Genomic DNA, 23,772 nt, shown 5'->3' with positions numbered 1-23,772 from the left:
ACCTCTTTTATTCCCTCTGTATTTACAAATACCGCGCAATTATTTCAGCCAGCTGCATTGATAGTAAGAGCATGTCCTTACTAATTTCTATGCAAGAAGGGCCGATTCGATTCTACTCTTTTTCAACCTTCCTCAATCTCTAGCAGTGATTATGATGACCGACAAGGTCGGTGGTTATATATTCCCTCAATTCGAACACAACGATGAATGGGAGGATGAGCATCAGTGGTACGGCAGAGTCGCGAATCGAAGCAATGTATGCGACTTATATATTCCCGCGATTCAAGCCAGAGGCATGTACCGTTATTGGTCAAATCGAGTACTTTTTTGAGGGAATATAAGGAAAACGGATGTGGGGAATGCTTACAAATCCAGTTTCGCTGCATTATAATGGAAATGGATATTAATTCCATTGCTGAGGAGGCTCTCGCGTGGCTATTGCATCTGTAAAGATGAAAACAAACGATAACCGAAAAGTATTTCCTCAAGTTTATGAGCTAAAGCCAGGTCCCGCACAAATACTACAGCTTCCTGCTTTGCAATATGTTGCGCAGGAAATGAGTACTTCCTTCCACATGAACTGGGCGGGAAGGCCGGAACCGTTGGACGAGCCGTACATCGTCTGGAAAGTGGTCAATCAGCTCAAGCGAATTTCCAAGTCGCTGAACTATAAGTTCAAGCTCATGCCGCCCGAACTGATCTGGCGTCATACGGACGCAAATAAACGCTCCTCTGTCACTCATTTGATGCAGGTTCCCGATTGTATTACCCAGGAAATGTTTGATGTCGCCAAAGCTCATGTAAGCAAGCAGCTGAGAGGCCGGCCTAATCCCGAGACGAGGTTCATCGGGGCCGGTTCTGCCTTATGCGCGCAAAAGCTTCATGTGGGGCATTACCGCGATACACAGACTACCGTTCAAGAAATTACAGCTTTTGTCGAAGAGCAAGGATATCGGGTGAAGGGGAACCGGACGGAAATCTATCTTACTCCTCCTATGCAGTGCCATCCGCCCGAGACATGGAGAACGATAGTTAGAGTTGAAATCGAGCAGCTCGGATAGAAGCTGATTAACAAGAAGGGGACTTTTATAATATGAATACAAATTCAGAGCAATTCGTTCGGCAGCAATACGGCAATTCATCCAATCTGGATATCCGGATTCGCATCCACGAGATGTATAGTACCACGGACAAGGATTGGCATGAGTGGGTATTTGAACAGATGGACTTCGCCCCAGATAGCCGCATGATCGAATTCGGGTGCGGTTCCGGAGATTTGTGGATCAAAAATGCGGCAAAGCGGATGCCGAAATGGAACGTTACGTTAACCGATAATTCTGCGGGAATGCTGGCTAAAGCGGAGCAGACGATAGGTAATCATCCGCAGTTCACCTACAAGCTGATGGATATTCAAGCTGTGGAATATGAGGACAATACATTCGATGCTGCGATTGCCAACCATATGCTGTATCATGTCCCGAACCTGGATCAGGCCTTATCCGAGCTGAGCCGGATCGTCAAGCCCGGAGGGACGTTGTATGCTTCCACTATCGGTTTGAAGCATATGAACGAGATTTATGAATTCGCTGCCGAGTTCGATTCATCCTTATCGTTTACCAAACCGTTGAATTCGAAGCACTTCGGTCTGGAGAACGGGATGGAGAAGCTGCAGACCTATTTCGGGCAAGTCGAGCTGCTCCGCTTTGAAAGCGATTTGCATATTACGGATGTCCATCATTTGGCTGATTATATGTTCACTATCAACAGCAATCTTAAGGAAACATTGCTGCAAAAAGAAGCCTTAAATTCATTTATCGAGTTTCTGGAAAGCAAGAAAACGGCGGAAGGTTATGTGCGTATTAGCAAAGACTCCGGGTTGTTTGTTTGTACGAAATAAGGGGAGGAGGGAGATGAAATAGGATCTAAAGGTCTGATCCACCACCAGGTTCCTGTATCCAACGTGGAAAATGCGGTGTCATAGTATGTTCATGTACTGGGGAGCGGCGGTGCATTTGATTCAGTCAGATGATCCGGCGCGGATGCAAAGCCGAGCTGGAGGATGGCGGCTCCTGCGGTTGGTGGCTCTATTTCAGCGACATCGATGGGAACCGTTATTTTGCCGCGGAGAACAAGTGAGGTGTGGCCGTACAATCGGGTCACTCGCCGGCTCATCCTTCACAGCAACGGCTGGAAGCTCACGACAGACTTGTTGGCATAGATGTAATGCGCGCTGTTAGGTTAGCATACGAATTGAGGGATGAGGGGAGACCGTTAGACAACGGCTCCTTTTTTATTTCACTGTTGCATTATTATTTATCATGTTGTATAAATATTCAATACACAAGTTTCCATATGGTTCTAATCGGTTCTGGGAGAGGAGATTCTTTGGATCGTATCGAAATAGTTACATATGAATCTATTGTCGCGATAAATGGAAAGATTCCGTATGCAAGAGGAGGCTGCTGAATATGACATTGAAAGATAAAATATTGAATAAACAGTCAGGCATTATCACATATGGTATGACACCGCCCAAGCTGGCGAATGCGCCGGAAAAAAATCTCGAAATCTCGCAAAAGCAATTTGAGAGATTGAGACATCTCGAAATCGACGGTTTGATTCTATACGACGTTCAGGAGGAAGCGAGCCGTATGGAACAGGACCGGCCGTTCCCGTATTTGCCGACAATGGAGCCTGCCGATTATAGCAAGCAATATTTGTCGCAATTGGAGGTCCCTAAGATTGTATACCGGTGCGTCGGAAAGTATACAAAGGCGGAGCTTGAAGATTGGGTGAGCGCAGACTCGGAGCAAGACCGGTTCTCCGTGTTCGTGGGCGCATCCTCCAGCAAGCAGGAGGTGAAGCTGGATTTGGCCGAGGCCATTCAAATAAGCAAACAGCGGAACGGCAACATGCTGCTCGGAGGCGTCGTCATCCCGGAGAGACATATCAAGAAGAACGACGAGCATGTTAGGGTGGCGGAGAAGACCCGCAACGGCTGCTCCTTCTTCGTATCGCAGGCGACTTATAACGTGGAGGCCTCGAAAAACTTTTTATCGGATTACTATTATTACTGCCGCGAGAATGAGATAGAAATGGTCCCTATTCTATTTAATTTGGCCCCGTGCGGTTCGGCAAAAACGCTGGAATTTATGAAATGGCTGGGCATCAGCATTCCGAAGTGGCTGGAGAACGAGCTGCTGTTCTCGCAGGACATTCTGGATAAATCCGTCCGTTTGTCGCAAAAAATATTCGAGGAGCTGCTGGATTTCGGCCTGGAAAAAGGAATTCCGATCGGCTGCAGCATCGAAAGCGTCTCCTCGAGAAAGGTCGAGATCGAAGCATCCGTTCAAATGGTCAAAGACATCAAAGCGGTCATCGATAAAAAATGCTACCAGCTGCAATAACCGGCAGACTGCCGTGGAATTCTTTCCAGGCAGTCTGTTCTTTTTGACAAGGCCGGTTCACCTTCATTCATATGTCGATGCGGGAGGTCGTCATAATGATACATAGAGCCAAACAGCTCCTGAGCGTTAACATGTTGGAGAATATAACGCTGCTGAAAATGCTGGAGACCTATGGAGATAAGATGGAATGCAAATTAATGGAGCGGGAGAGGGATTGGGGGCTGCTGCTGAGCCTCCCGATCCAACTCTCGTTGTACGACCGCAAGACCTACCCTGAGTGTGAAGCGATTATTTTGGTAAGCGGTTCGGATCCGAACTCCATTGCCCCGTTAGTCGAAGCATTGCCTCAAGACAGGCCGATCATTTTCAAAGTTCAGAATGATGCCTATAAGCAGGTCATCGCAACGAAATTTTCACTGGAGCTGAAAAGAGCATTTCATACGTATTCATGCACGGAGCCGACCCGTCACATGCAGCTGGAAGAAGTAGCGGAGGAGGACCGCTATCAGGATAAGCTGGCGGAGCTGTGGATTCGAAACGGCTATGAAGCGGGAGAGCTGCAGCGGATGTTTGACGCCGGCGCAAGGTCATACAGCATCTATGAGCTCGGGGAGCCTGTAAGCACCTGCTTGACGTGTTGTATTTACGGCAAGGTGTGGGAAATCGGTGCCGTCTTTACTAAGGAGTCATACCGGGGCAAGGGATATGCCAAGAAAGTGGTCTCGGCCGCAGTCAATAGGCTGCTGAACGAGCAGTCAGTCCCAAGATACCAGGTGGTTAACGATAATGCCGCTTCGATTCAATTGGCCGAATCGCTCGGGTTATCGCGCGAGGTCACGCTGCAGCATTATGTTTATAAGGGAATGTGAGCTTCGCCATGCTGGCGGGCTCTTTTTAGTTTGCGGCGGCGGCAGCTACAACAACGGTAGTTTGGCTATGCCGAATTACCGACTTTTATGCAGAAAATACTCGGATTTACAAAAGATTAACATGATATACCATTAAAATTGACACTTCTCTGGTAAATTGAGTAAGGACATTTCATGGGGGAGTGATCATCTTTGAAGAAGAGAAACAGACGCATCGTCTCGTTGCTGCTTGCAACGGAAATGCTGGCGGGTTCGTTGGGCGCAGCCGTTCCTGTAATGGCAGCTCCGGCACCGCTGGCCGGAACGCCTTATGCCGTGAACTGGAAATATGATGTGACGGTGCCGCACGTATTCATTAACCAGGTTTATGGCGGCGGACTAAAGACCGATACCGGCACTTACATTTCCAACGGTTTTATTGAGCTGTACAACCCGACGGACAAGGATGTTGACCTGAGCCAATGGTCGCTTCATTATTCCGACGGCGATTTGAGCGTATGGGATAAGTTTGACTTGAGCGGGACCATCAAAGCACATTCCTCCTACTTAATCGTTGGACGTGCTACCGGTGCCTCTAATGAAAATCAAAAGGTGGATATTTCCACTAAATTCGACAAGCAGATTGACCGTTTTATTAGCAACAAAGGCTTCAAGGTTGCTCTTATGAGCAATCAGACTGCATTGACTGTGGTCAATCCGTTCGCCGAACCGAAGCCGGACGGATACGTCGATATGCTCGGAACCGACAGCAATGACGGGGATACGGCCGTGAACGGATACGAGACGGAATATCCAGGTAAAGGCTATGGCGTTTCCAAGAAGAAGTCCCTTCGCCGTAAGGCGCTATCGGACACCGACAACAACAAGGCGGATTTTCAACAGGTCGATTACAGTGCGGCCAACGCGACGGAAATCAGTATCAACAAACCCCGCGCAGGGGCTGACGGGCAGTGGGATTCGAAGGTTACCGTTACTACTTCTTCCTTGATGGAAGCTTATGCCGGATTACCATACAGCGCTTCCGTGTCCGTATCCGGTGGACAAGCTCCTTATACGTTTAATGCGGTCGGTTTGCCTGACGGCCTTACAATCAACAAAAATAATGGAGGTATCGCAGGAACTCCATTAACCGGCGGAACGTCGTCGGTAACGGTATCCGTTTACGATGCCGTATACGGTCCGTCGAGCCCGTTGTCATGGACGAGCAAAACGTTCTCGCTCAATGTCCGCAGTGGTGCTATTCAGGATAAGCTGAATGTTACGAAAATCGGCGAATATGCTGTCGGTCAAACGAACCCTGACGGCGGTGTCGCTGAAATCGTCAAGTATAACAAGGATAACGGCAAATTTTATGTCGTTAACGGCTCCAGCAATCCGCCGAGCCTGGATATCGTCAAGCTGGCCGCAGGAACGATGACGAAGGATAAAACCGTACACGTCAAGGAGCTCTCTGAAACCGCCGGTTTTGTATATGGAGATTTAACGAGCGTGGATGTCAACACGGCGACCAAGCGCGTGTTCGTGTCTGTACAGGAAAAGGACTCCATGAAAAACGGTAAAATTCTCATGCTCAACTATGACGGAGAATTGCTCAAGACCTACGAAGCCGGAGTACAGCCGGATATGATTAAATCGACTCCGGACGGACATTACGTGCTTACCGCCAATGAGGGCGAGCCTCGCGATTTGGACAAAGATCCGGAAGGCGGCATTACGATCGTAGATACGACGACCGATACGGTTACTCATGTCAAATTCAACGATCCATCCGTCATCGCTGATAATGTTCATATTCGTGGCGCTTCCGATTCCGAAGGAATCATTCGCGGCAGCGGGACGAAAGCCGACGCCATTAAGGATCTGGAGCCGGAATTCATTACGCTTTCCGCAGACAGCACGAAGGCTTATGTTTCTTTGCAGGAAGCGAATTCGATTGCAGTTGTCGACATCGCTTCGAAAAAGGTTACAGCCGTTAAAGGACTGGGTCTCAAAGATTTAAACGATCCGAACAATGCGCTTGATCTGGTGAGCGATAGCTCCGTCAAGCTGCAAAACGTACCGTTCTACGGCATGTATATGCCGGATGGTATCACCGCGTATACGGTTAACGGGAAAACGTATCTGCTTACCGCTAACGAAGGGGATGTCACGGAATGGCCGGGCCGCGAGAACGGCTCAACCATTAAGGACATGAAGGCATTGCTGGACCCAGCATCGGCGGCAGCTCAATTTATCGGCAGCTCCACTACTTACGATAAAGTGGAAGTTGCCAGCGACATGGGCAATGATAGCATCTATTTGTACGGCGGCCGTTCGTTCTCCGTTTGGGATGCTGATACAATGCAGCTGGTTTATGACAGCGGAAGCGATTTTGAGACTATCACTTCCCAGCGTTTGCCGAACTATTTCAATGCAAGCAACAGCAATGCAACCAAAGACAGCCGCAGCACCAAAAAAGGACCGGAGCCGGAAGATATTAAAGTCGGCAAGGTCGGTACGAAGCAATTCGCATTTGTCGGTCTGGAGCGCGTTGGCGGTATCATGACTTATGATATAACGGATCCTGAGCGCCCGGTGTTCGCCAACTATATTAATACACGCGATTTCGTCAATGTGCTGCCGAATTCCGCACCGGAAGGCTTGGAATTCATTCCGGCTCCACAGAGCCCTACCGGTCTTCCATTGCTGCTTGTCGCCAATGAAGTCGGGGGAGAAGTAACCGTTCTTCAGCTTAACGTGACGAAGGTTACCCTTGACAAAACATCGCTGTCGCTTGAAGCAGGTGCAGCGGCAGCTCAGCTGAACGCAACGGTATCGCCTGTAGGCGGCGGCGCGGCATCCGCTACCTGGTCGTCCTCCAATCCGGCCGTAGCTTCAGTTGACGCCAACGGCAAGGTTAACCCTGTTGCTGCAGGAACCGCGGTGATTACAGCAATTAGCGCTGACGGCTACGGCGTGGCGGAAGCAAGCGTACAAGTGCTGCCGAAGGGCAGCGGGGAAGCTTGGACATTAACCGTTATGCACACTAACGATACACACGCCCATCTGGCTGATGTAGCACGTCGAGCTACAATGGTGGGACAAGTCCGTTCGGAAGCGAAGGACAGCATTTTGGTGGATGCAGGGGACGTATTCTCCGGCGATCTGTATTTCACGAAGTGGCAAGGTCTGGCCGACCTCAATTTCATGAACGGCATGGGCTACGATGGCATGACCTTCGGCAACCACGAGTTTGATAAAGGAACGGGCGCGCTTGCGGAGTTTATTAAAAAAGCGAACTTCCCGCTAGTCAGCTCGAACATCGATTTTACGAATGACGCGAACGGCGGCCCGCTCGTGAAATCCTCGGTAACTCTCAGCACTTACCTTGCCGGCGGCATGCGGACTAGTCAGGCGGCAGGCATTTATCCTTATGTCATTTTGGATGCGGGAAGCGGACAAAAGGTCGGCGTTTTCGGATTAACAACCGAGGACACGAAAGAAACGTCCAGCCCAGGCAAGGATGTTACGTTCAATAAAGCGGAAACTTCTGCACAAGCAACCGTAGACAAGCTGCAGCAGGAAGGCATCGATAAAATCATCGCTCTGTCTCACTTGGGCTATGCGCGAGATAAAGCACTTGCTGAAGCAGTAGAAGGAATCGATCTGATCGTAGGCGGCCATACGCATACGAAGCTCGACGCACCTGAGTTTGTTACAGATAGCGTACACAGCACACCGACCGTCATCGTTCAGGCTAACGAATGGGGCAAATATCTCGGCCGTGTGAATGTTACATTCGACAGCCACGGAAATGTCATCGCATTGCCTGATTTTACGAACGGCAAGCTGGAGCCGATAACCGCCGCCGTTGTGGAGAATGGCGCTGCCAAGGCCATGCTGGCTCCTTATAACACCGAGCTGGAAGAGCTGAAGAACGAAGTTGTAGGCAATACGAAGGTCGTTCTTGACGGTGAACGGGCCAATGTCCGCTCCAAGGAAACGAACCTGGGTAACTTCATTGCAGACGCAATGCTTGCGAAAGGGAAAGAATTGAAAAACGCCCAAATCGCCATTCAAAACGGCGGTGGTATCCGTACCTCCATTGATGCGGGAGACATCACGATGGGCGAAGTAAGAACGGTTATGCCGTTCGGCAACACACTGTACATTCTTGACGTTACCGGCCAAGAGCTTCTTGAAGGTCTCGAGAATGGCGTCAGCGGAGCAACGCTGGCGGATCTTCCGGGCAAGTTCCCGCAAGTAGCCGGCTTGAAGTTTAAGTGGGATCCGAACCAGCCTGCAGGAAGCCGTGTTTATGACGTTCAAATTAAGAAAGATACAGCTTTCGAGCCGTTGAACTTGACGGCAACCTACCGCATCGCTACGAACAGCTTTATGGCTACAGGCGGCGACGGCTATGCTTCCTTCGCAAGGGCAATAGCTAACGGTGCCTACCATGAAGATCTTGGTTATGCCGATTATGAAAACTTCATTAACTACATGGACTCGCTCGGAGGCACGATTGAGCCTGTAGTCGAAGGCCGGATTGAGAAAGCGGTTAAGACAGAGCAGCCGCCGGTTGACAATCAAGGCCGTGGCGGCCGCGGAGGTTCTTCCGCTCCTGCCGCTGCCGCTCCTGCTGAAGTATCGGACAAAGGCATTACAGTTAGGCCTGAAATCAGCAAAACCGAGGACGGACGTACCCAAGCATCCGTAACATTGGCTGTGGCGGACATCCAAAAGGCGTTGGAGCAAAGCGAGGAGAAAGTCATCATTAAGGTGGACTCCGGCGATGCAGATATGGTGACGGTTCAGGTATCCAGCGCGGCGCTGCTGGCTATGGCTTCAGCGAACGGTAACGCTGTGTTGGTGGTGGAAAGCCCGATCGGCTCTTATGAGCTTCCGGTCAGCGCGCTTGACCTCGAAGCACTGTCCGGCAAGCTGAATACGACAAGCGATAAGCTCGATATCCGCATTCATATTACAAAAGCCGACGATAAGCAAAAAGCGGAAGTGGCTGGAAAAGTAGCCGCAATCAAAGCGAATTCGCTCGCTCCAGTCATCGACTTCTCCGTTGATGTGACGGTGAACGGACAGCAAGAAGTGATCTCTTCCTTCGGGAATACGTATGTCACCCGTTCCATTCCTGTTGAAGGTGCCGATGTGAAGCCTAACCAAGCTACCGGCGTAATGCTGACTTCATCGGGCGAATTGAGATTCGTACCTTCCTTGTTCAGCCAGACTGACGGTAAATGGACCGCACAGCTGAAGCGTAACGGCAACAGTTTGTACACCGTAATCGGACATCAGCAAAGCTTTGGGGATACAGCTTCCCACTGGGCCAAATCCGATATTGAGCTGCTTGCGTCCAAGCTGATCGTCCAAGGTACAACGGACACCGCGTTCCAACCGGACGGCAGCATTACGAGAGCGCAATTCACTGCAATCATCGTTAGATCGCTTGGATTGGATGACAAGCAAGCCGGCCAGTTTAAAGACGTTGCCGCTAGCGACTGGTTCAACGGCGTTGTAGGCGCGGCTTATGAAGCCAAGCTGATTTCCGGGTACGAGGACGGCACGTTCCGCCCGAATCAACCGATCACACGCGAAGAGCTCGCTGTGTTGATGAGCAGCGCCCTGCGTTACGCTAATGTGAAAGCAGGAGAGCAGACAGCCGACCAGGCGCTGAATCAATTCAAAGACAAAGGCGCAATCGCCGGATGGGCTAAAGAAGCGGTAGCATCCATCGTGCAAGCCGGTATCACTAACGGCAAATCGGAAGGCTACTACGAAGGTACGTCGCAAGCGACCCGTGCCGAAGCTTCCGTCATGATCAAGCGATTGCTGCAAAAGGCGAGCTTTATCAATTAATTGTTAATACAAGATAAGAATTAGAAGTTGAAATCATTTTACTCAAAGGCTTCCGCTTTCGTGGCGGAAGTCTTTTTTTGCTATCGTTTCGATTTAGGCGGTGCTGTCTTGTCCGTATAATCCCAGGTTATCGATTTTGTCGGATACCCGACATTAATTTCTGTGGATTTATGTTAAAATCGATATATTACATCGGAATACTAGTTATTTGGAAGGCGGTTGACGGGATGGACCTGTATAACGATCTTACGGAGCTAAAGGAGCTTAAGAACGAGGATCCTACCAAAGAAGCGATCCTGGATGCGTTCCGCAAATACGGAGTCCGGAGAAGCTGCAGGAAGAACGAGTATGTTTTTCAAGAAAATGATCCGCCGGACGGTGCTTACTATGTCCAATCGGGATTGATCAAAATATCTCAATCGTCGGAAGAAGGCCAAGGGATTACTTTATTTCTCCGTTATGAGGGAGAAGTGTTCGGCAATGCGGAGCTGTTGGCTGGCGTGAAGCGCAGAAGATATGCGCGGGCTCTGAGCGACTGCCAGCTCCTTGTATTGGATGGAGTGAAGTATACGGAGCTTGCAAAAGAGAATCCCGAATTTGCATATTCCGTAGCGGTGTTAGGAGCTCGCAGGCTTCTTCAGACGCAGCAAACAGTGGAAGCCCTGATCAGCAGACCCGCTGCCTGGAGGCTGGCGTGGTTTATCATGAAGCTCGGCAAGCCGACGGGAAGAACGATCGAAGCGCCAATACCGTTAAGCCATGAGGAGATTTCTTATGTGATCGGATGCAGCAGGCAGACCGTAACCGAAATATTGAACAAATGGCGAGAGCAAGGTCTTATCGAATATACGAAGAAGAGTATCGTTATTGTACAGCCGGAGCATTTTTTCTCCACAATCTAAAATATATAGGGAGGTTATTCGAATGCAAATTCAACCGCAGCTGCATCTTCAGCCTGAATTTATTGAGGGGATCAAGGCCGTCATTCTCGGAACGGGAACGCCTCGGGCATTTTATGGCCGGGCCAAGGCGGGCGTCGCCGTCCTCGTGCGGGACAAGACGTTTTTGGTCGACTGCGGCGGGGCAACGGTAGATCAGCTGATCAAATCCGGAATCATGCCGCAGCGTATTTCGGACGTTATGTTTACCCATCATCACAGCGATCATAACTCGGGCTTTTTCGATGTATTCATCACGAGCTGGCGCACCCATGTTACGGCGGATCAGGTATTTGAAGGCAGGAAAGGGCCGATGAATGTATACGGTCCGACGACAACGAAGGAGATCATCGGCAAGATGAGGGAGTCCTTCGATTTCGACGCGAAGCTGCGGGTCAATTACAACAAGTCATCCGGGGACGGGGCGGATATTGCATATCATGAGTGCAACGAAGGCGTTGTATATGAGCGGGACGGAATCAAAGTAACCGCATTCGAGGTCGATCACCGGCCCGTATATCCGGCCATTGCCTACAAGTTCGAATACAACGGCAAATCGCTGGTCATTTCGGGAGATACGATCCCCGTCGCCAGCATGGTCGAATACAGCAAAGGCATTGACCTGCTTGTGCATGAATCGTACAACAAAGCGTGGCTCGATGCGCTGATTGAGAAGTTCCCCGAGCAAACGGAAGGGTTGTCCAATCCGGCAAAATACCATTCGACAACGCTGGAGGTTGCCGAAATCGCGAGAGAAGCGGGCGTCAAGCACCTTGTGCTCACTCACCATATTCCTGCTCCTGCCGCAACCGACAAGGCGGAAGCGGAGTATACGGAAGGGATGCAAGAGATTTACGGCGGCAAGATCACGATGGCGAGAGATTTAATGTCATTTGAACTGTAACAAGGAAAAAGCTCCCTCGACGGGGAGCTTTTCTACTTTACTCTATCGGCTCGAAGCCTCGCGCATGGCTTGAACCAGATAATGCAGCGCAAGCACGAAGCCGCTGGCGAGCAGGAGCCAAGCCATGGAGCCGAAGCCGGCGAACAGACCGAACCGGTCGGCGCTCCAGCCGAACAGCAGCCCTGTCGCCGCCGTGAGCGCATGGGTCACCACCGAATCTATCGAGCTGATGGTGACCCGGTACCGGTCATCCGCGCGGCGTTGGATGTAGCCCGTCGTCAGAGGCGAGACCGTCTCCATGAGGAAGATGCATACAATCAAATAGGCAATCTGCCACTTATGGGCTGCGCCGCTGTACAAGAACAGCAGAGCGATCGAGCTTGCCATCAAGCCGACGAAGATAGCCGGATAAGAATAGCGCTCCTTCAGCTTGGCGGCGGCTAATCCGGATAGCGCGCAAACAATCATCGTGGCCAGGCTGATGTAACCGAACTGACTTACCTGGAAGCCCAGCTGCGGAAAAGACAAGGAGCTGATTTCATGCAGCTGTCCGTACAATACGGCCCCGATGATACCGCCGAACAGCATCACCGGCAGCAGCGGTCGCAGCGGCCCTGCAAGGACATAACGGCATTGCTTCCATAGCTGCTGCACATTCTGTCTGCTGCTGCATTCCGCTCCGGACGTTATCTTGCCGCCATCCTGAATGGAGCGCTCAGGCTCATATAGCGTAAGCGCGATGATCGCTGCCGCAGGCAGCCCGAACATGGACATCCAATAATTGAATGCCAATCCGTACCGGTCCGCCATATAGCCTCCGAGCACTCCGGCAGCGCCCGATAAGGCGAACTTGAGCAGCTTCCAGCGCCCCAAATAAGCTTCGTACTTGTCGGATCTGCCCATACCCTGCAACGTCTCGTACCATATCGATTCCATCGTGCCGGACTTGAGCGAGCAGCCGACGGCCGTCACGACATAGGTCAGTGCGAATACGGGAAAGCTGTAGGCCATCAAAGACATTGCAAACTCCAAAGTACAAATCGCAAGCCCAAGGGATAAAACATACTTTTTCTTCCATTTATCGGCCAATAATCCGCAAGGAATCTCCAGCAGCACGCTCGTAACGGAGAAAATAATAAAGATCCACTGCATCTCAATAATCGATAAACCGCGTTCTACGGCGAATATCCGTTCTATGACATAAGCGAAAATCCAGCCGTTGCAAAACGTAATTGCATATAGCTTGCCAATGTTGCCCTTAAATCGGGCTGCGTCCTCATGCTTCATGCTTTCCCTCCATTCGGTTGTTAACACACATCGTCAGATGCGAACCGAATAGGGGGACCGCGTGCCTGTGAACGGCACCATTCGAGTTAAACTCAGCTGCTGCTTTTATTGCGTATACGCATGCCGGTCCAGCCCCCTGTATTTTAGATAATTGTAAGCTAAATAGGAACAGCGGAGATTCTAAAACCAACAGTACCCAGCTATGGTATGATAGATACAATTCCGTCATAACCAAAGGAGGGCTTACCGTGCATACTCCGATTCATTGCTTAGGATGCAGACTGGCACTGGGGCTGCAGCAGACCCATATCGTATGGGAGGATGAACGGGTGACCTGCCTGTTGGACATCGATCCGCTGTCCGAAGGCCATACGCTCATTTTGCCGAAACACCATGCTGTAGATGTCGATGAACTGGATGCGGAGACGGCCGCTTCCGTCATGAAAGCCTCTATGCTCCTGTCCCGAGCCCTCAAAGCCGCCTACAAGCCGGACGGCATCTCAATCATGCAAAATGGCGGACTATTCAACGACCTCAATCATTACCATATGCATATATTTCCCCGGTATGAAGGGGACGGCTTCGCATGGCAGGAGCCTGTAAACAGCGGCTTGGCAGACAAGCGTTTGGAGCAAACGAAGAGACGGTTGACGATGGAGCTCGAACGGCTCCGTTAATCTTGCCGGAGCACCAGGCGCACGTTTCGATGCTGTGCGGCAGCCGGACAACCCTCGGCTTGCGTCGTAATTACGCATTAGACTGCATTCACGACTCAGTAGTCTGCCTGGTCAGTCTGCAGCTATCCGGTCTCCGCGCGTCTGCGGATGGGAAATGACAAGAAATTCCACGTCCGCGTCGGATGTGTTTTTCATTTGATGCGGGATTCCTGGCGGAACCTCGACCCCTTCGTGTGCATGCAGGCGCGCCGTTTCCCCGTTCACCTCGAGCTCCGCTTCTCCGCTTAAGACGAAGAAAAACTGCTGCGAATGCACGTGATAATGACGGACTTCGGATGTGTCCGGAGGCATCCTCTCATGAATTACGCTTAACTCCTTATTCTGGACCAAGTGCCAGCCGTCGCATTGGTCTCCCCAAATATAATGCTGCGCATTTTGCTTGCTTATTTTCATCCGGATCGCCTTTCCTTTATATGTTAATAGTGCATTCGATTCTGTTATTAAGGATGGTAGGGGTCCGGCGCTTCCAATGCCTTGCGCTTCTCTTCCTCCAGCCAGCGGAGCCGGTAGCAGTTCATCCCGACACGGCCGAGCTCATCGAGCAGCCCATAGTTCGCCCAAGCTCCCACGACAGCGCCAATGCCCGGGACGAGTTGAAGCATTTTGCGGAAATCTATCGTATCCCGGTATTCCTGCTGCAGCTGCTTCCAATCGATATGCTGCGCGTACGACTCGGAGGGTGGAAGCCGTCGGGCCGTTTCGGGCCAGCGCAATATCGTCCGGTATAGGGCGGCTTTCTTGTTTTGGCTGGAGTAGGCAAGCTGAAACACTTGCAGAATGAACAGCCGCTCCCGGTAATCGTTCGTCGAATGCCCGTATACATGAGCGAGCTCGAACAAAAACTTCATTTTGATCCCGATGAGTATGGGGAAATCCGCGAGTCCGAGCAAGATGCCTCCGGCTCCGGTGCCGGCCCCTTCAGCCGCAGCCAGCTTTTTATAGAAGCCGATGAGCTCCTCCGCCTTATGATCTCTGAGCGCCAGCATCGAGCCGGACAGGGGAGGCTGCTTGGGCGTATATTCCGCGCTGAACAACGCTGTCTGCACGATTCCTTTTACCGCAGCGGTGATTGTTTGATGCACTTTCTCGGGGATAACCTGGTTGATGCGTGTCGATACGGCTTTCGATGTTTTTTCCAATAAGCAGGGCGGCTTCAATAGCTCAAGCTCCCATTGTTTGAGAGCTTTGGCTGTTTGCTGCTCATAGACGCTTGCGTTAGTGTCCATCCGATACATAAGCCCCCTCTGGATCAAGCTATGGATTTGATTCTTACCTTTTTATTATACATGCGGAACAAGCAAAACGACAAAACGAACCGTGAGATTGGGAATTGCCGGTTGAGTGCTCGGCGGCGGTTTCTGATCCGAGTCAGACGGTTAAACAAGGAATACGTACGGAGTAAAGGAACGAAGTGGGGACGCATGTATGGAGCTTTTTATGAATGTCATCGTACTGCTGGTTATGGTCGTTATCGCACATATTGTCAATGGATGGGTACCCTGGTTCCCCGCCCCAATAATTCAAGTCGGCTTAGGGATTGCCGCAGCGCTGCTTCCGTTCGGAATCCGCATCCCTTTGGAGCCGGAGCTGTTTTTTATCGTTTTTATTGCTCCGCTGCTGTTTAACGACGGAAAGCTGACGCCAAGAGACGAGCTATGGCAGCTCAAAGCGTCGATATTGCTGCTTGCTCTAGGTCTAGTCTTCATTACCGTCATCGTTCTTGGATGGTTCATTCATTGGATGATCCCGGCGATTCCGCTTCCTGCGGCGTTTGCGCTTGCCGCTATTTTGTCGCCTACCGATGCGGTAGCCGTCGGCGCTTCAGCCAAACGGATCCGGCTGCCCCGTCATATATTGAGGCTGCTGCAGGGCGAGGCATTAATGAACGATGCATCCGGCTTGGTTGCTTTTAAATTCGCAGTAGCAGCGATGGTGACGGGAGTGTTTTCATGGGGCGAGGCTGCGATCAGCTTCGGGCTCATATCCATAGGCGGGTTGCTGTGCGGCGCGGTCAGCGCCTATCTGATCACCCGGCTGCAGAGGTTTCTCAGTAAGTACGGGATGGAGGATGCCACCGCACATATGCTGCTCCAAATCCTGGCTCCGTTCCTTATTTATTATTTGGCCGAAGAGCTTCACGTGTCCGGCATATTGGCGGTTGTAGCAGCCGGCATCGTGTACGCAATCGAACGGGACCATACGACCTATGCGACGCCGGCCATGCAGAATGTATCGTCGAGCACCTGGTCGGTCATCATGTTCATCTTAAACGGACTCGTCTTTCTGCTGCTGGGGCTGCATATTCATGAAGTCAGCACAGCAATATTTTCCGATGCATCGTTTGATAACGGGCTGGTTATCGGCTACATTATCGCCATATCGCTGGCGTTGATAGCTATTCGTTTCCTGTGGGTATACTGGTTCGTGAAAGAAACCGGCTTCCGGACCTCTCTTATGACGGCGATTTCCGGCGTTCGCGGTGCGGTCACGTTGGCGGGGGCGTTCTCGATCCCTTACACTTTGCAGGATGGAAGCGAGTTTCCCGGGCGCTCGCTGCTGCTGTTTCTTGCAGCAGGGGTCATCGTATTCACGCTGGTGACGGCAAGCGTTCTCCTCCCGCTTCTGACTCAAGGGCAGCAGGACCAGGTCACGGGAAACAATGCCAAGGAATGATTGTGTGAATTATTGTGTTTTCGTGCATATGATTTTGCAAATGAAGGCTGCTATGCTACAATGGCAGTAGCACACAAGATAGGTCTTGGATTAGGAAAGGGCGGTAACGGACGTGTTCGTGCAGCAAAGGCATCAAGCCATTATTCAAAAGCTTCATAAAGAAAAATCGGTCGTTGTCTCCGACCTGATCGATATGTTCGGCGTATCGTTCGAGACGGTTCGGCGGGATTTGGAATTTCTGGAGAAAGAGGGCTTCCTGAAGCGAGTGCATGGCGGAGCTATTCCGGCGGATATCGACTATAAGAAGGAGCAGCCGCTGACGATCCGCGAAACGAAATTCATGGAAGAGAAAAGGCAGCTTGTCGAGCTGGCGACACGGTATGTGTCGGAAGGCCAATCGATCGCGCTCGATGTCAGCACGACCAATACCGAATTCGCAAGAGCCTTGAAGCGCAAATTCGAGAAGCTGACGATCATTACGAATTCGCTCCCTATCGCCAACGAATTGGTCGAGATGCCGCACTATACGATCATCCTTACCGGAGGAGTCGTTCGCAACGAGGAGCGGGGGACCGTAGGAGAATGGGCGGAGGCGTTCGTATCGCAGTTCCATGCAGATCTGTTCTTCATGAGCGCATCCGGCGTTTCGCTCGAAGAGGGTATCACCGACTTCGGGATCGGGGAGCTGCAGATCAAGAAGCTGATGCACAAGAATGCAAGAAGAACGATCGTGCTGGCCGACAGCAGCAAGCTCGACGTCGTGTCCTTGCTCAAAGTATGTCCTATCGAGCAGGTCGAGCGGATTGTTACCGATGCGCTGGCGGATAGGGACATTGCCGCAAAGTATAGAGAGCATGGAATTGAAGTTGTATATGAATAAAATACGCCTAAGACCTCCCGCTTAACGGGAGGTTATTTTTAAGTTGACGCATTGTTTAGACATACTTCCAAAACTGATTATTTTCCATCAAAAACTGATGAGTTTCCGGCATGTTGGAATGTATGGAATTGTTTTACAATATTTATGGAAGCGCTTTAACTTGTCTTCCGAAATCTTATCCGATAGGGAGGTGACGGATTCTTACTTTCAGCATGGTCAGTCGGAAATGCCCGTTTTGACACGCTAAAACTATTTAGGAGGATGATGTCATGTTGAAGAAGTCCCGTAAAGCCGCAGTCGGATTGTCCTTATTGTCGTCGCTAGTTCTTGGAAGCCTTACCGCTTTTGCAGGCACTGTATCATTCACATCGGACGGTCCGAATACCGGTCAATCCGCGCTTGCCATTTTCAAGCAGTACTTGGGAACCGATCCGGTGGACGGTCCCGACGATACCGGCCACTTGTATGAGTCCACTTCCACCCATGTAGGCAACGTGTTCATGTTTAAGGTGGGTGATTCGACCGATACCGCTGCTCTGGACGGCTCGAATACCGACAGACAGCGGCTTGAAATCAAAGCATACAACAGCTCGCAAAGCAATGTGAAGGCGTTCCAGGGCGATACGGTGACTTATAACTGGAAGTTCCGTCCGATGTCCCCATATCCGGTTTCCCCATCCGGCAATTTCCATCATATATTCCAGCTGAAAGCTTCCGGCGGCGACGACGGATATCCGGTTCTTACCTTCTCCGTAGACGGCGGCAACTTGAAGTTCAAGCACAGCCCGATCGGAGCCGACGCCAGCCAGGTTCAGACATTGGCGCAGACCGCTTTCTCTAACGTAGACGGGCAATGGGTCGAGGCGACGGTGACCGTCCAAAATACCGATAACGGCCAGCTCACCATGTCGCTCAAGAAGCTCGATGGTACGACATTGATGTCCTACAGCGGGACCAAGGACAACTGGAGAACCGGCGCCGATTTCAACCGTCCGAAATGGGGCATCTACCGCAAAATTTACTCCGGTATGCCGGAGGCGAAAATTCAGTTCGCGGAGTTCAACATCACTAAGTAAACGGGGGGTGGAGATAAGGTGAAAAAAACAGTAAGGATTTGCGTTTTAATCCTGTTTTTCTTATCCATGATCCCCTTGTTTCATGCCAATCCGACCGCGTTTGCCGCTACGTATACCGTTCCGGCCGGAGATGTGGCGTTGCTGCGCAGTTATTTAGCCAACGCCCAGCCGGGGGATATTATCCAAGTATCGGGAACGTATAATGTTACGGACGGCACGATTGCCACCTCCCGAAGCGGAACCGCAGGCAACTACATTACGATCCGCGGCACGGGGAGCGGAGCTATTTTCAACTACACCGCCTCCGCAGGCAATGCGTCGTTCCATATTAAGCACGGCTATTACAAGCTGGAAAACATTACGATTAACTCCAATTCGCAATCGAACAAAGGTCTGCTGATCGAAGCGTCTCACGGTTATGTAACGAATGTGACCGTGAAAAATACGCTGTCCGAAGCGTTCAAAATCAGGAAGAACAGCCAATATTGGCTGTTTGAGAATTGCGTAGCGCAAGAGGCCGGCAAAAGCGGCAAGTTCGGAGAAGGCTTCTACGTAGGAGATGCGGATCAGAACTGGACGACGGCCCCTAATCCGGATCAAAGCGGCTATATTACGTTCCTCAATTGCAGCGCGATCAAGACGAAAAACGACGGCTTCGACTTTAAGGAAGGAACGCATCATATCAAGGTCATCGGCAGCACGGTTGACTTCCAGAACACGGTGCCGGAATCCACTGTCGGCAATAACGGCCTGTTCATGCGCGCCAACAATGTTCAGGTCATTAACACGACGGTGAAAAATAACGCAGGCACCGGTCAAGGGTTCCGTACGAGCAAGCTGACGGCTTCGGACGGAGTTTCCTACGGAAGCAACCTGGAGCTGAAAAAGGTAACGGCAACGAATCTGGCAGGCGCCATGATTTATACGAACTATTCGTCCAACAAGCTGTACACGGATTACACGATGACCAGCGTTGCAGGCGGATTGCATGCATCCGGCTCCAATACAGCGACCTCAACTAGCCCCTCCTCCTTTAACGAGATGACCTGGAGCGGAGAAGGCGGAGCGGTGTATGGAGGCGGGCAGACGCCGCCGACTACAGTTACGCTGACAGCAACGGCTGACAGCTTCGTTCGCGGCGGCACGGAAGCCGGCAACAATTTCGGCAGCCTCGATACGATGACCGTCAAGCTGGACGCCAATGCATCATTGGAGAGAAAAGGATATTTGAAGTTTAATACGTCGACGTTAAGCGGCAGTGCGACTGCGGCTACACTCAAGCTGTACTTGACGAATCTTCACAGCAATACGACGACCTATACGGTGGAGGCCCGAGGCTTGACGAACGATTCGTGGAGCGAGTCGGCCATCACCGGCAGCAACCAGCCGACCGAGGCGGGAACGGTTCTAGATACGGCGGAGGCATCGGCGGAAGGAACGTACATCAGCTTCGACGTCACTTCGTTCGTTAACAGCCAGACGGACGGTACCGTCAGCTTCCGGCTTGTCGGACTGGATACGTCGCTCGGCGGAGATTATGCAACGAAGGAGCATGCTACGGCTTCGTTCCGCCCGGTTTTGGAAGTAACCGGATCATAGGCTTCGGACATTCTGGCTGCCGCGGCACGGCATCGCGCTATGCTTGCATGAAGTAAGCAACACTTTTGCGCTGCACCCCAAGAGGCTGACCCGACCGATTCACGGCGGGTTGGCCTTTTTTGCATAAGTATTACCGGTAAATCGATAGTTTTGTCTATATAGATGTGAGGATACGACATATACATGGATAGCGCTTCTATTTATGATAAATAGATAACATACAGAGGAGATACGTATTGGGGGAACGCAATGACAAAAAAACCGTGGTCGAAAGGCATTTCCGCTTCATTAATGATTCTGATGATCTTGCTGACGGGCTGTGAGAACGGCAAGGAATCGGCAGTGCAAGCTAAGAAGGAGGAGCCTGCGCCCGATGCGAAAGCACAGACAACGCCTGCTCCTTCCAAACCGGCTGCAACGCCGTCCAAAGAAGCCGTTACGATCCAGCATGACAAGATCCAGGCGAAGATCGGTCAGCCGTCGCTGCTGTCCATCGGGGATTCTCATCCCGGCGTGAAGATTCAACCGGTGAAGAACGGTGTCGCCGTGCTCCGTCTTCTTGAAGAGAAAGGCGGAAAAGAGCTGTATAAGTCGGCCGGGCAAAAAGTAGGGCAAAACAAAGAAAGCATCATCGCCGTTCCCGGTAAAGCCGAGGCTGCGGGGACTTATACAATCGAGGTTGAGCTTGCATGGGACGATAAATCAAAGCAAACCGAACAGGTATATTTTACCGTGACGAATAAGCTGCAGGAGAACAGCAGCAGGGCAGCTTTTCTGGGCGATGACGGCCGCATGGTGTACGTTCCCGACTATAAGGGCAACCGGATTCCCGACTTTTCCGGCGTAGGGTATATGGGCGGCGGGGTAGCGCTGCCGGACGTGCCTGTCAAGGCTGCGGTGGAGCCTTCTGCGGGAGATGCGACGAAGAAAATTCAGGATGCGATCAATGAAGTGTCCAAGCTGCCATTGGATGGCAACGGATTCCGGGGAGCCGTGCTGTTGAAGAAGGGCGTCTACGAAATTGCTGCCTCGCTTGAAATCAAAGCTAGCGGAGTCGTGCTTCGCGGGGAAGGGCAGGGCGACACGAAAAGCCTGTGGCTCGATCCTGATAAGCCTATGAGCCTGGAGCAATTAAGCGAGTCGCTGAAGCAGAAGAACGCTACGACTATAATTGCAACAGGCAAAGAAAGAAGAAGAATACTCAAGATCCACGGGGCCGGGGATCTGGCTGTTACCGCGAGCGGCAGCACCATCACCGATTCCTATGTGCCGGTAGGCACCCATTCGTTCCACGTGGAGAAGCCAGAGCTGTTCAAGGTGGGAGACCCTGTCGTCGTCCAGAGAGCAGGCAATGCAGCATGGATCAGCGAGCTCAAGATGGATAAAATTCCTCCTCGCTCGGACGGAGCCAAAATTACGCAATGGACGCCGTTCAACCTCGATTTCGAGCATTTCGTAACGAAAATCGAGGGGAATCAAATCACCATCGATTCCACCTTGGTCAATGCGATTGAAACCCAATGGGGCGGCGGGAAGCTGCTGAAAGTGAATGACACGCAGCGCATTAGTCAAGTAGGGCTCGAAAATATAAGAGCGATCGCTTATTGGCAGCCGAACAAGGACGGGGTCGACGACACCCGCCATTCGGATGAATTCCTCGATATAGACAATGTAAAAAATGCATGGGTGCGCAACGTCACGACTGAGCATTTTACGAGTATCAATGGGGCGATCCGCACCGGTAAAGGCTCCAAATGGGTCACCATTCAGGATTCCTCCGTGTTGAGCGCCGATAAAAAGTTTTATAGCGGCAAAGGCTATGATTCGACCGGAAGAACGTTCGCCGAAACGAACATTTATGTGGGCCGCTACGGCTTCCTGCTGAACGGGCAGAACGCTCTTGTGATGAGAAGCTTCTCGTTGAACAACCGCCACTCGTTCACGCTCGGCTCCCGAGTTACCGGCCCTAATGTGTTCGTCGATTGCATTGCGGAAAAAAGCGTCGCACAGAGCGAGCCGCATCATCGCTGGTCTGTCGGCGGGCTGTTCGACAATGTCCATGACGATATCAACCTGATGAACCGGTTGAATATGGGCTCCGGCCATGGGTGGGCGGGTGCCAATTACGTCGCTTGGAATACGGAAGGCAAGCTGGTGACGCATCAGCCCCCCACGGCTCAAAACTGGGCTATCGGCCATGTCGGCAAAAAAGACAGCGGGGGCAATCGCGGTCCCGACGGCTTCTGGGATTCGATAGGAAAACATGTTGCCCCGCGAAGCTTGTACATCCAGCAGCTGAAGGATCGCTTGGGCGATGGTGCTTTGAAAAATATCGGATACTGGTAGGATGTACAACATATCGTCAACTGGAATGGGGCTGCCGGCAATCGGCGGCCTTGTTGCGGTTTGGTCGGACCCATTTTAGAATAGAGGTATAGTGCTGCGAACTTCTCCCGGATGAACGTTAGAATTCTGGATTTTGAAATATGCTCTCCTGATCTGAGAGCGATGGAGCTCGCGATATGCTTAATGCGATATGTCGAATCCGAAGAGAGATGGCCCTACGCGAAGCCATTTCTGACCGGTTACAGCAAGCATGCTTCACTCAGCCGTGCTGAAATCGAAATGATTCCCGAGCTTATCCGATTGCGGTGTATGGTTTCTTTCATTCACCATCTCGGCCGGTATTTTGCTGGAGTTGGGTCGTTAGAAAGGGTGCATGAACGGTTAATCCTGTGCATTGAAAATGCCTCAAAATTAATAAAAGACGGATCCCGCATTAGGGAGCTATGCTATTCGTATATCCCTCATAAGTAGGGGATGTTACCCGTCGATTACAGAAAGGAGCCATCTTATGAGTTTGAATATGAATATGGAAGAAGCGATTGAAGTTCTGGAGCGAACGCCCAAAGCGCTGGAGCTGTTTCTGGCCGGTCTGTCCGATAGCTGGCTGCAATGCAATGAAGGCGAAGGAACCTGGAATGTTACGGAAGTGATAGAGCACCTCATTGAGGGGGAGAAGCATAATTGGATACCGAGGCTGCAATTTATTCTTGATGAAGGTGAAAGCAAGCCGTTTCCCCCGTTCGATCGTTATTCCCATTTAGAGAACCGGGCGGAAGCATCGATCGAGCAAAAGCTGCAAGATTTTAAAGCAATTAGAGCAAAGAACATAACCAAGCTTAGGGAACTAATTCAGCCTGAAGAGCATTTCGAACGGACGGGAACCCACCCGCAGTTTGGCGCAGTAAAGGTAAGAGAATTGCTCTCCACTTGGGTTGTTCATGATTTAACCCACACGGCTCAAATCGTCCGGGTCATGGCAGGCAGATACAGTACGGATGTCGGGCCGTGGGAACAATTTTTAGGTATTTTGAAAAAGGGATGAGCCTTGAGAAACAGGCCGGCTCCCATAAACATGCGTTCTATTAGGCAGTGTTGGTCTTGAACGAAAGCTTCTTCATGCGTTCAAGCCACCGCTGCCTTTTTATATTCTCCTTTAGAGTGACGGGATGTGGCGCGGAGGATCCATTACTACGGATAGAATTT

16 protein-coding genes and 1 pseudogene are annotated in these 23,772 nt (G+C 51.2%); 14 read left to right on the top strand and 3 right to left on the bottom strand.

Going from position 1 to position 23,772, the window contains the following annotated elements; all coding sequences use genetic code 11:
• The first annotated feature begins 431 nt into the window (after positions 1–431).
• From DVH26_RS28130 to DVH26_RS28100, 7 genes are all read left to right on the top strand, one after another.
• Entirely contained in the window at positions 432–1,061 is a 630-nt protein-coding gene (locus DVH26_RS28130; RefSeq protein WP_239627936.1) for a GyrI-like domain-containing protein, read from the top strand.
• Between the two features lie 32 nt (positions 1,062–1,093).
• Positions 1,094–1,897 (top strand): class I SAM-dependent methyltransferase, encoded by an 804-nt coding sequence (locus DVH26_RS28125; RefSeq protein WP_239627934.1) that lies wholly within the window; start codon positions 1,094–1,096, stop codon positions 1,895–1,897.
• 571 nt (positions 1,898–2,468) lie between these two features.
• On the top strand, positions 2,469–3,407 hold the full coding sequence (locus DVH26_RS28120) for a methylenetetrahydrofolate reductase (RefSeq protein ID WP_239627931.1): 939 nt from the start codon (positions 2,469–2,471) through the stop codon (positions 3,405–3,407).
• Between the two features lie 95 nt (positions 3,408–3,502).
• A complete protein-coding gene (locus DVH26_RS28115) occupies positions 3,503–4,276 on the top strand; it encodes a GNAT family N-acetyltransferase (RefSeq protein WP_239627929.1) in 774 nt (257 codons plus the stop codon).
• Between the two features lie 192 nt (positions 4,277–4,468).
• Positions 4,469–10,129, top strand: a complete 5,661-nt coding sequence (locus DVH26_RS28110) for a choice-of-anchor I family protein (protein ID WP_239627927.1) — start codon at positions 4,469–4,471, stop codon at positions 10,127–10,129.
• Positions 10,130–10,356: 227 nt separating this feature from the next.
• Complete coding sequence (locus tag DVH26_RS28105) at positions 10,357–11,031, top strand: Crp/Fnr family transcriptional regulator (RefSeq protein ID WP_239627925.1); 675 nt, start codon at positions 10,357–10,359, stop codon at positions 11,029–11,031.
• Positions 11,032–11,053: 22 nt separating this feature from the next.
• Positions 11,054–11,971, top strand: a complete 918-nt coding sequence (locus DVH26_RS28100) for an MBL fold metallo-hydrolase (protein WP_239627923.1) — start codon at positions 11,054–11,056, stop codon at positions 11,969–11,971.
• 42 nt (positions 11,972–12,013) lie between these two features.
• Here DVH26_RS28100 and DVH26_RS28095 read toward each other — a convergent pair whose 3' ends face one another.
• Positions 12,014–13,258 carry an MFS transporter gene (locus tag DVH26_RS28095; RefSeq protein ID WP_239627920.1) on the bottom strand — a complete coding sequence of 415 codons (1,245 nt, stop codon included), beginning with the start codon at positions 13,256–13,258 and terminating at the stop codon, positions 12,014–12,016.
• A 248-nt stretch (positions 13,259–13,506) separates the two neighbouring features.
• Here DVH26_RS28095 and DVH26_RS28090 point away from each other — a divergent pair, with 248 nt between their 5' ends.
• On the top strand, positions 13,507–13,935 hold the full coding sequence (locus DVH26_RS28090; RefSeq protein ID WP_239627917.1) for an HIT family protein: 429 nt from the start codon (positions 13,507–13,509) through the stop codon (positions 13,933–13,935).
• Between the two features lie 111 nt (positions 13,936–14,046).
• Here the strand turns inward: DVH26_RS28090 and DVH26_RS28085 are convergent, their stop codons facing one another.
• Positions 14,047–14,388, bottom strand: a complete 342-nt coding sequence (locus DVH26_RS28085; protein ID WP_239627915.1) for a cupin domain-containing protein — start codon at positions 14,386–14,388, stop codon at positions 14,047–14,049.
• Between the two features lie 47 nt (positions 14,389–14,435).
• Complete coding sequence (locus DVH26_RS28080; protein WP_239627913.1) at positions 14,436–15,221, bottom strand: EcsC family protein; 786 nt, start codon at positions 15,219–15,221, stop codon at positions 14,436–14,438.
• A gap of 199 nt (positions 15,222–15,420) precedes the next feature.
• On the opposite strand from DVH26_RS28080, the pseudogene DVH26_RS28075 reads away from it, so the two are divergent.
• The 6 genes and pseudogenes from DVH26_RS28075 to DVH26_RS28050 form a co-directional block, all read left to right on the top strand.
• Positions 15,421–16,653: pseudogene (locus DVH26_RS28075) on the top strand (Na+/H+ antiporter); the annotation flags it as partial.
• Positions 16,654–16,780: 127 nt separating this feature from the next.
• Positions 16,781–17,548: a DeoR/GlpR family DNA-binding transcription regulator gene (locus DVH26_RS28070; RefSeq protein ID WP_239627910.1), complete on the top strand. Its 768-nt coding sequence runs from the start codon at positions 16,781–16,783 to the stop codon at positions 17,546–17,548.
• A gap of 269 nt (positions 17,549–17,817) precedes the next feature.
• On the top strand, positions 17,818–18,624 hold the full coding sequence (locus DVH26_RS28065) for a heparin lyase I family protein (protein ID WP_239627908.1): 807 nt from the start codon (positions 17,818–17,820) through the stop codon (positions 18,622–18,624).
• An 18-nt stretch (positions 18,625–18,642) separates the two neighbouring features.
• Positions 18,643–20,223: a CBM96 family carbohydrate-binding protein gene (locus DVH26_RS28060; protein ID WP_239627906.1), complete on the top strand. Its 1,581-nt coding sequence runs from the start codon at positions 18,643–18,645 to the stop codon at positions 20,221–20,223.
• Between the two features lie 249 nt (positions 20,224–20,472).
• Positions 20,473–22,569 carry a hypothetical protein gene (locus tag DVH26_RS28055; RefSeq protein ID WP_239627904.1) on the top strand — a complete coding sequence of 699 codons (2,097 nt, stop codon included), beginning with the start codon at positions 20,473–20,475 and terminating at the stop codon, positions 22,567–22,569.
• Between the two features lie 514 nt (positions 22,570–23,083).
• On the top strand, positions 23,084–23,611 hold the full coding sequence (locus DVH26_RS28050) for a DinB family protein (RefSeq protein ID WP_239635509.1): 528 nt from the start codon (positions 23,084–23,086) through the stop codon (positions 23,609–23,611).
• The last annotated feature ends 161 nt before the right edge of the window (positions 23,612–23,772 follow it).

The sequence above is a fragment of the Paenibacillus sp. H1-7 genome, from assembly GCF_022354825.1.
Lineage (GTDB): Bacteria > Bacillota > Bacilli > Paenibacillales > NBRC-103111 > Paenibacillus_S.
Note: the sequence above shows the minus strand (reverse complement) of the source record. Positions and strands in the feature narration are given on the sequence as shown.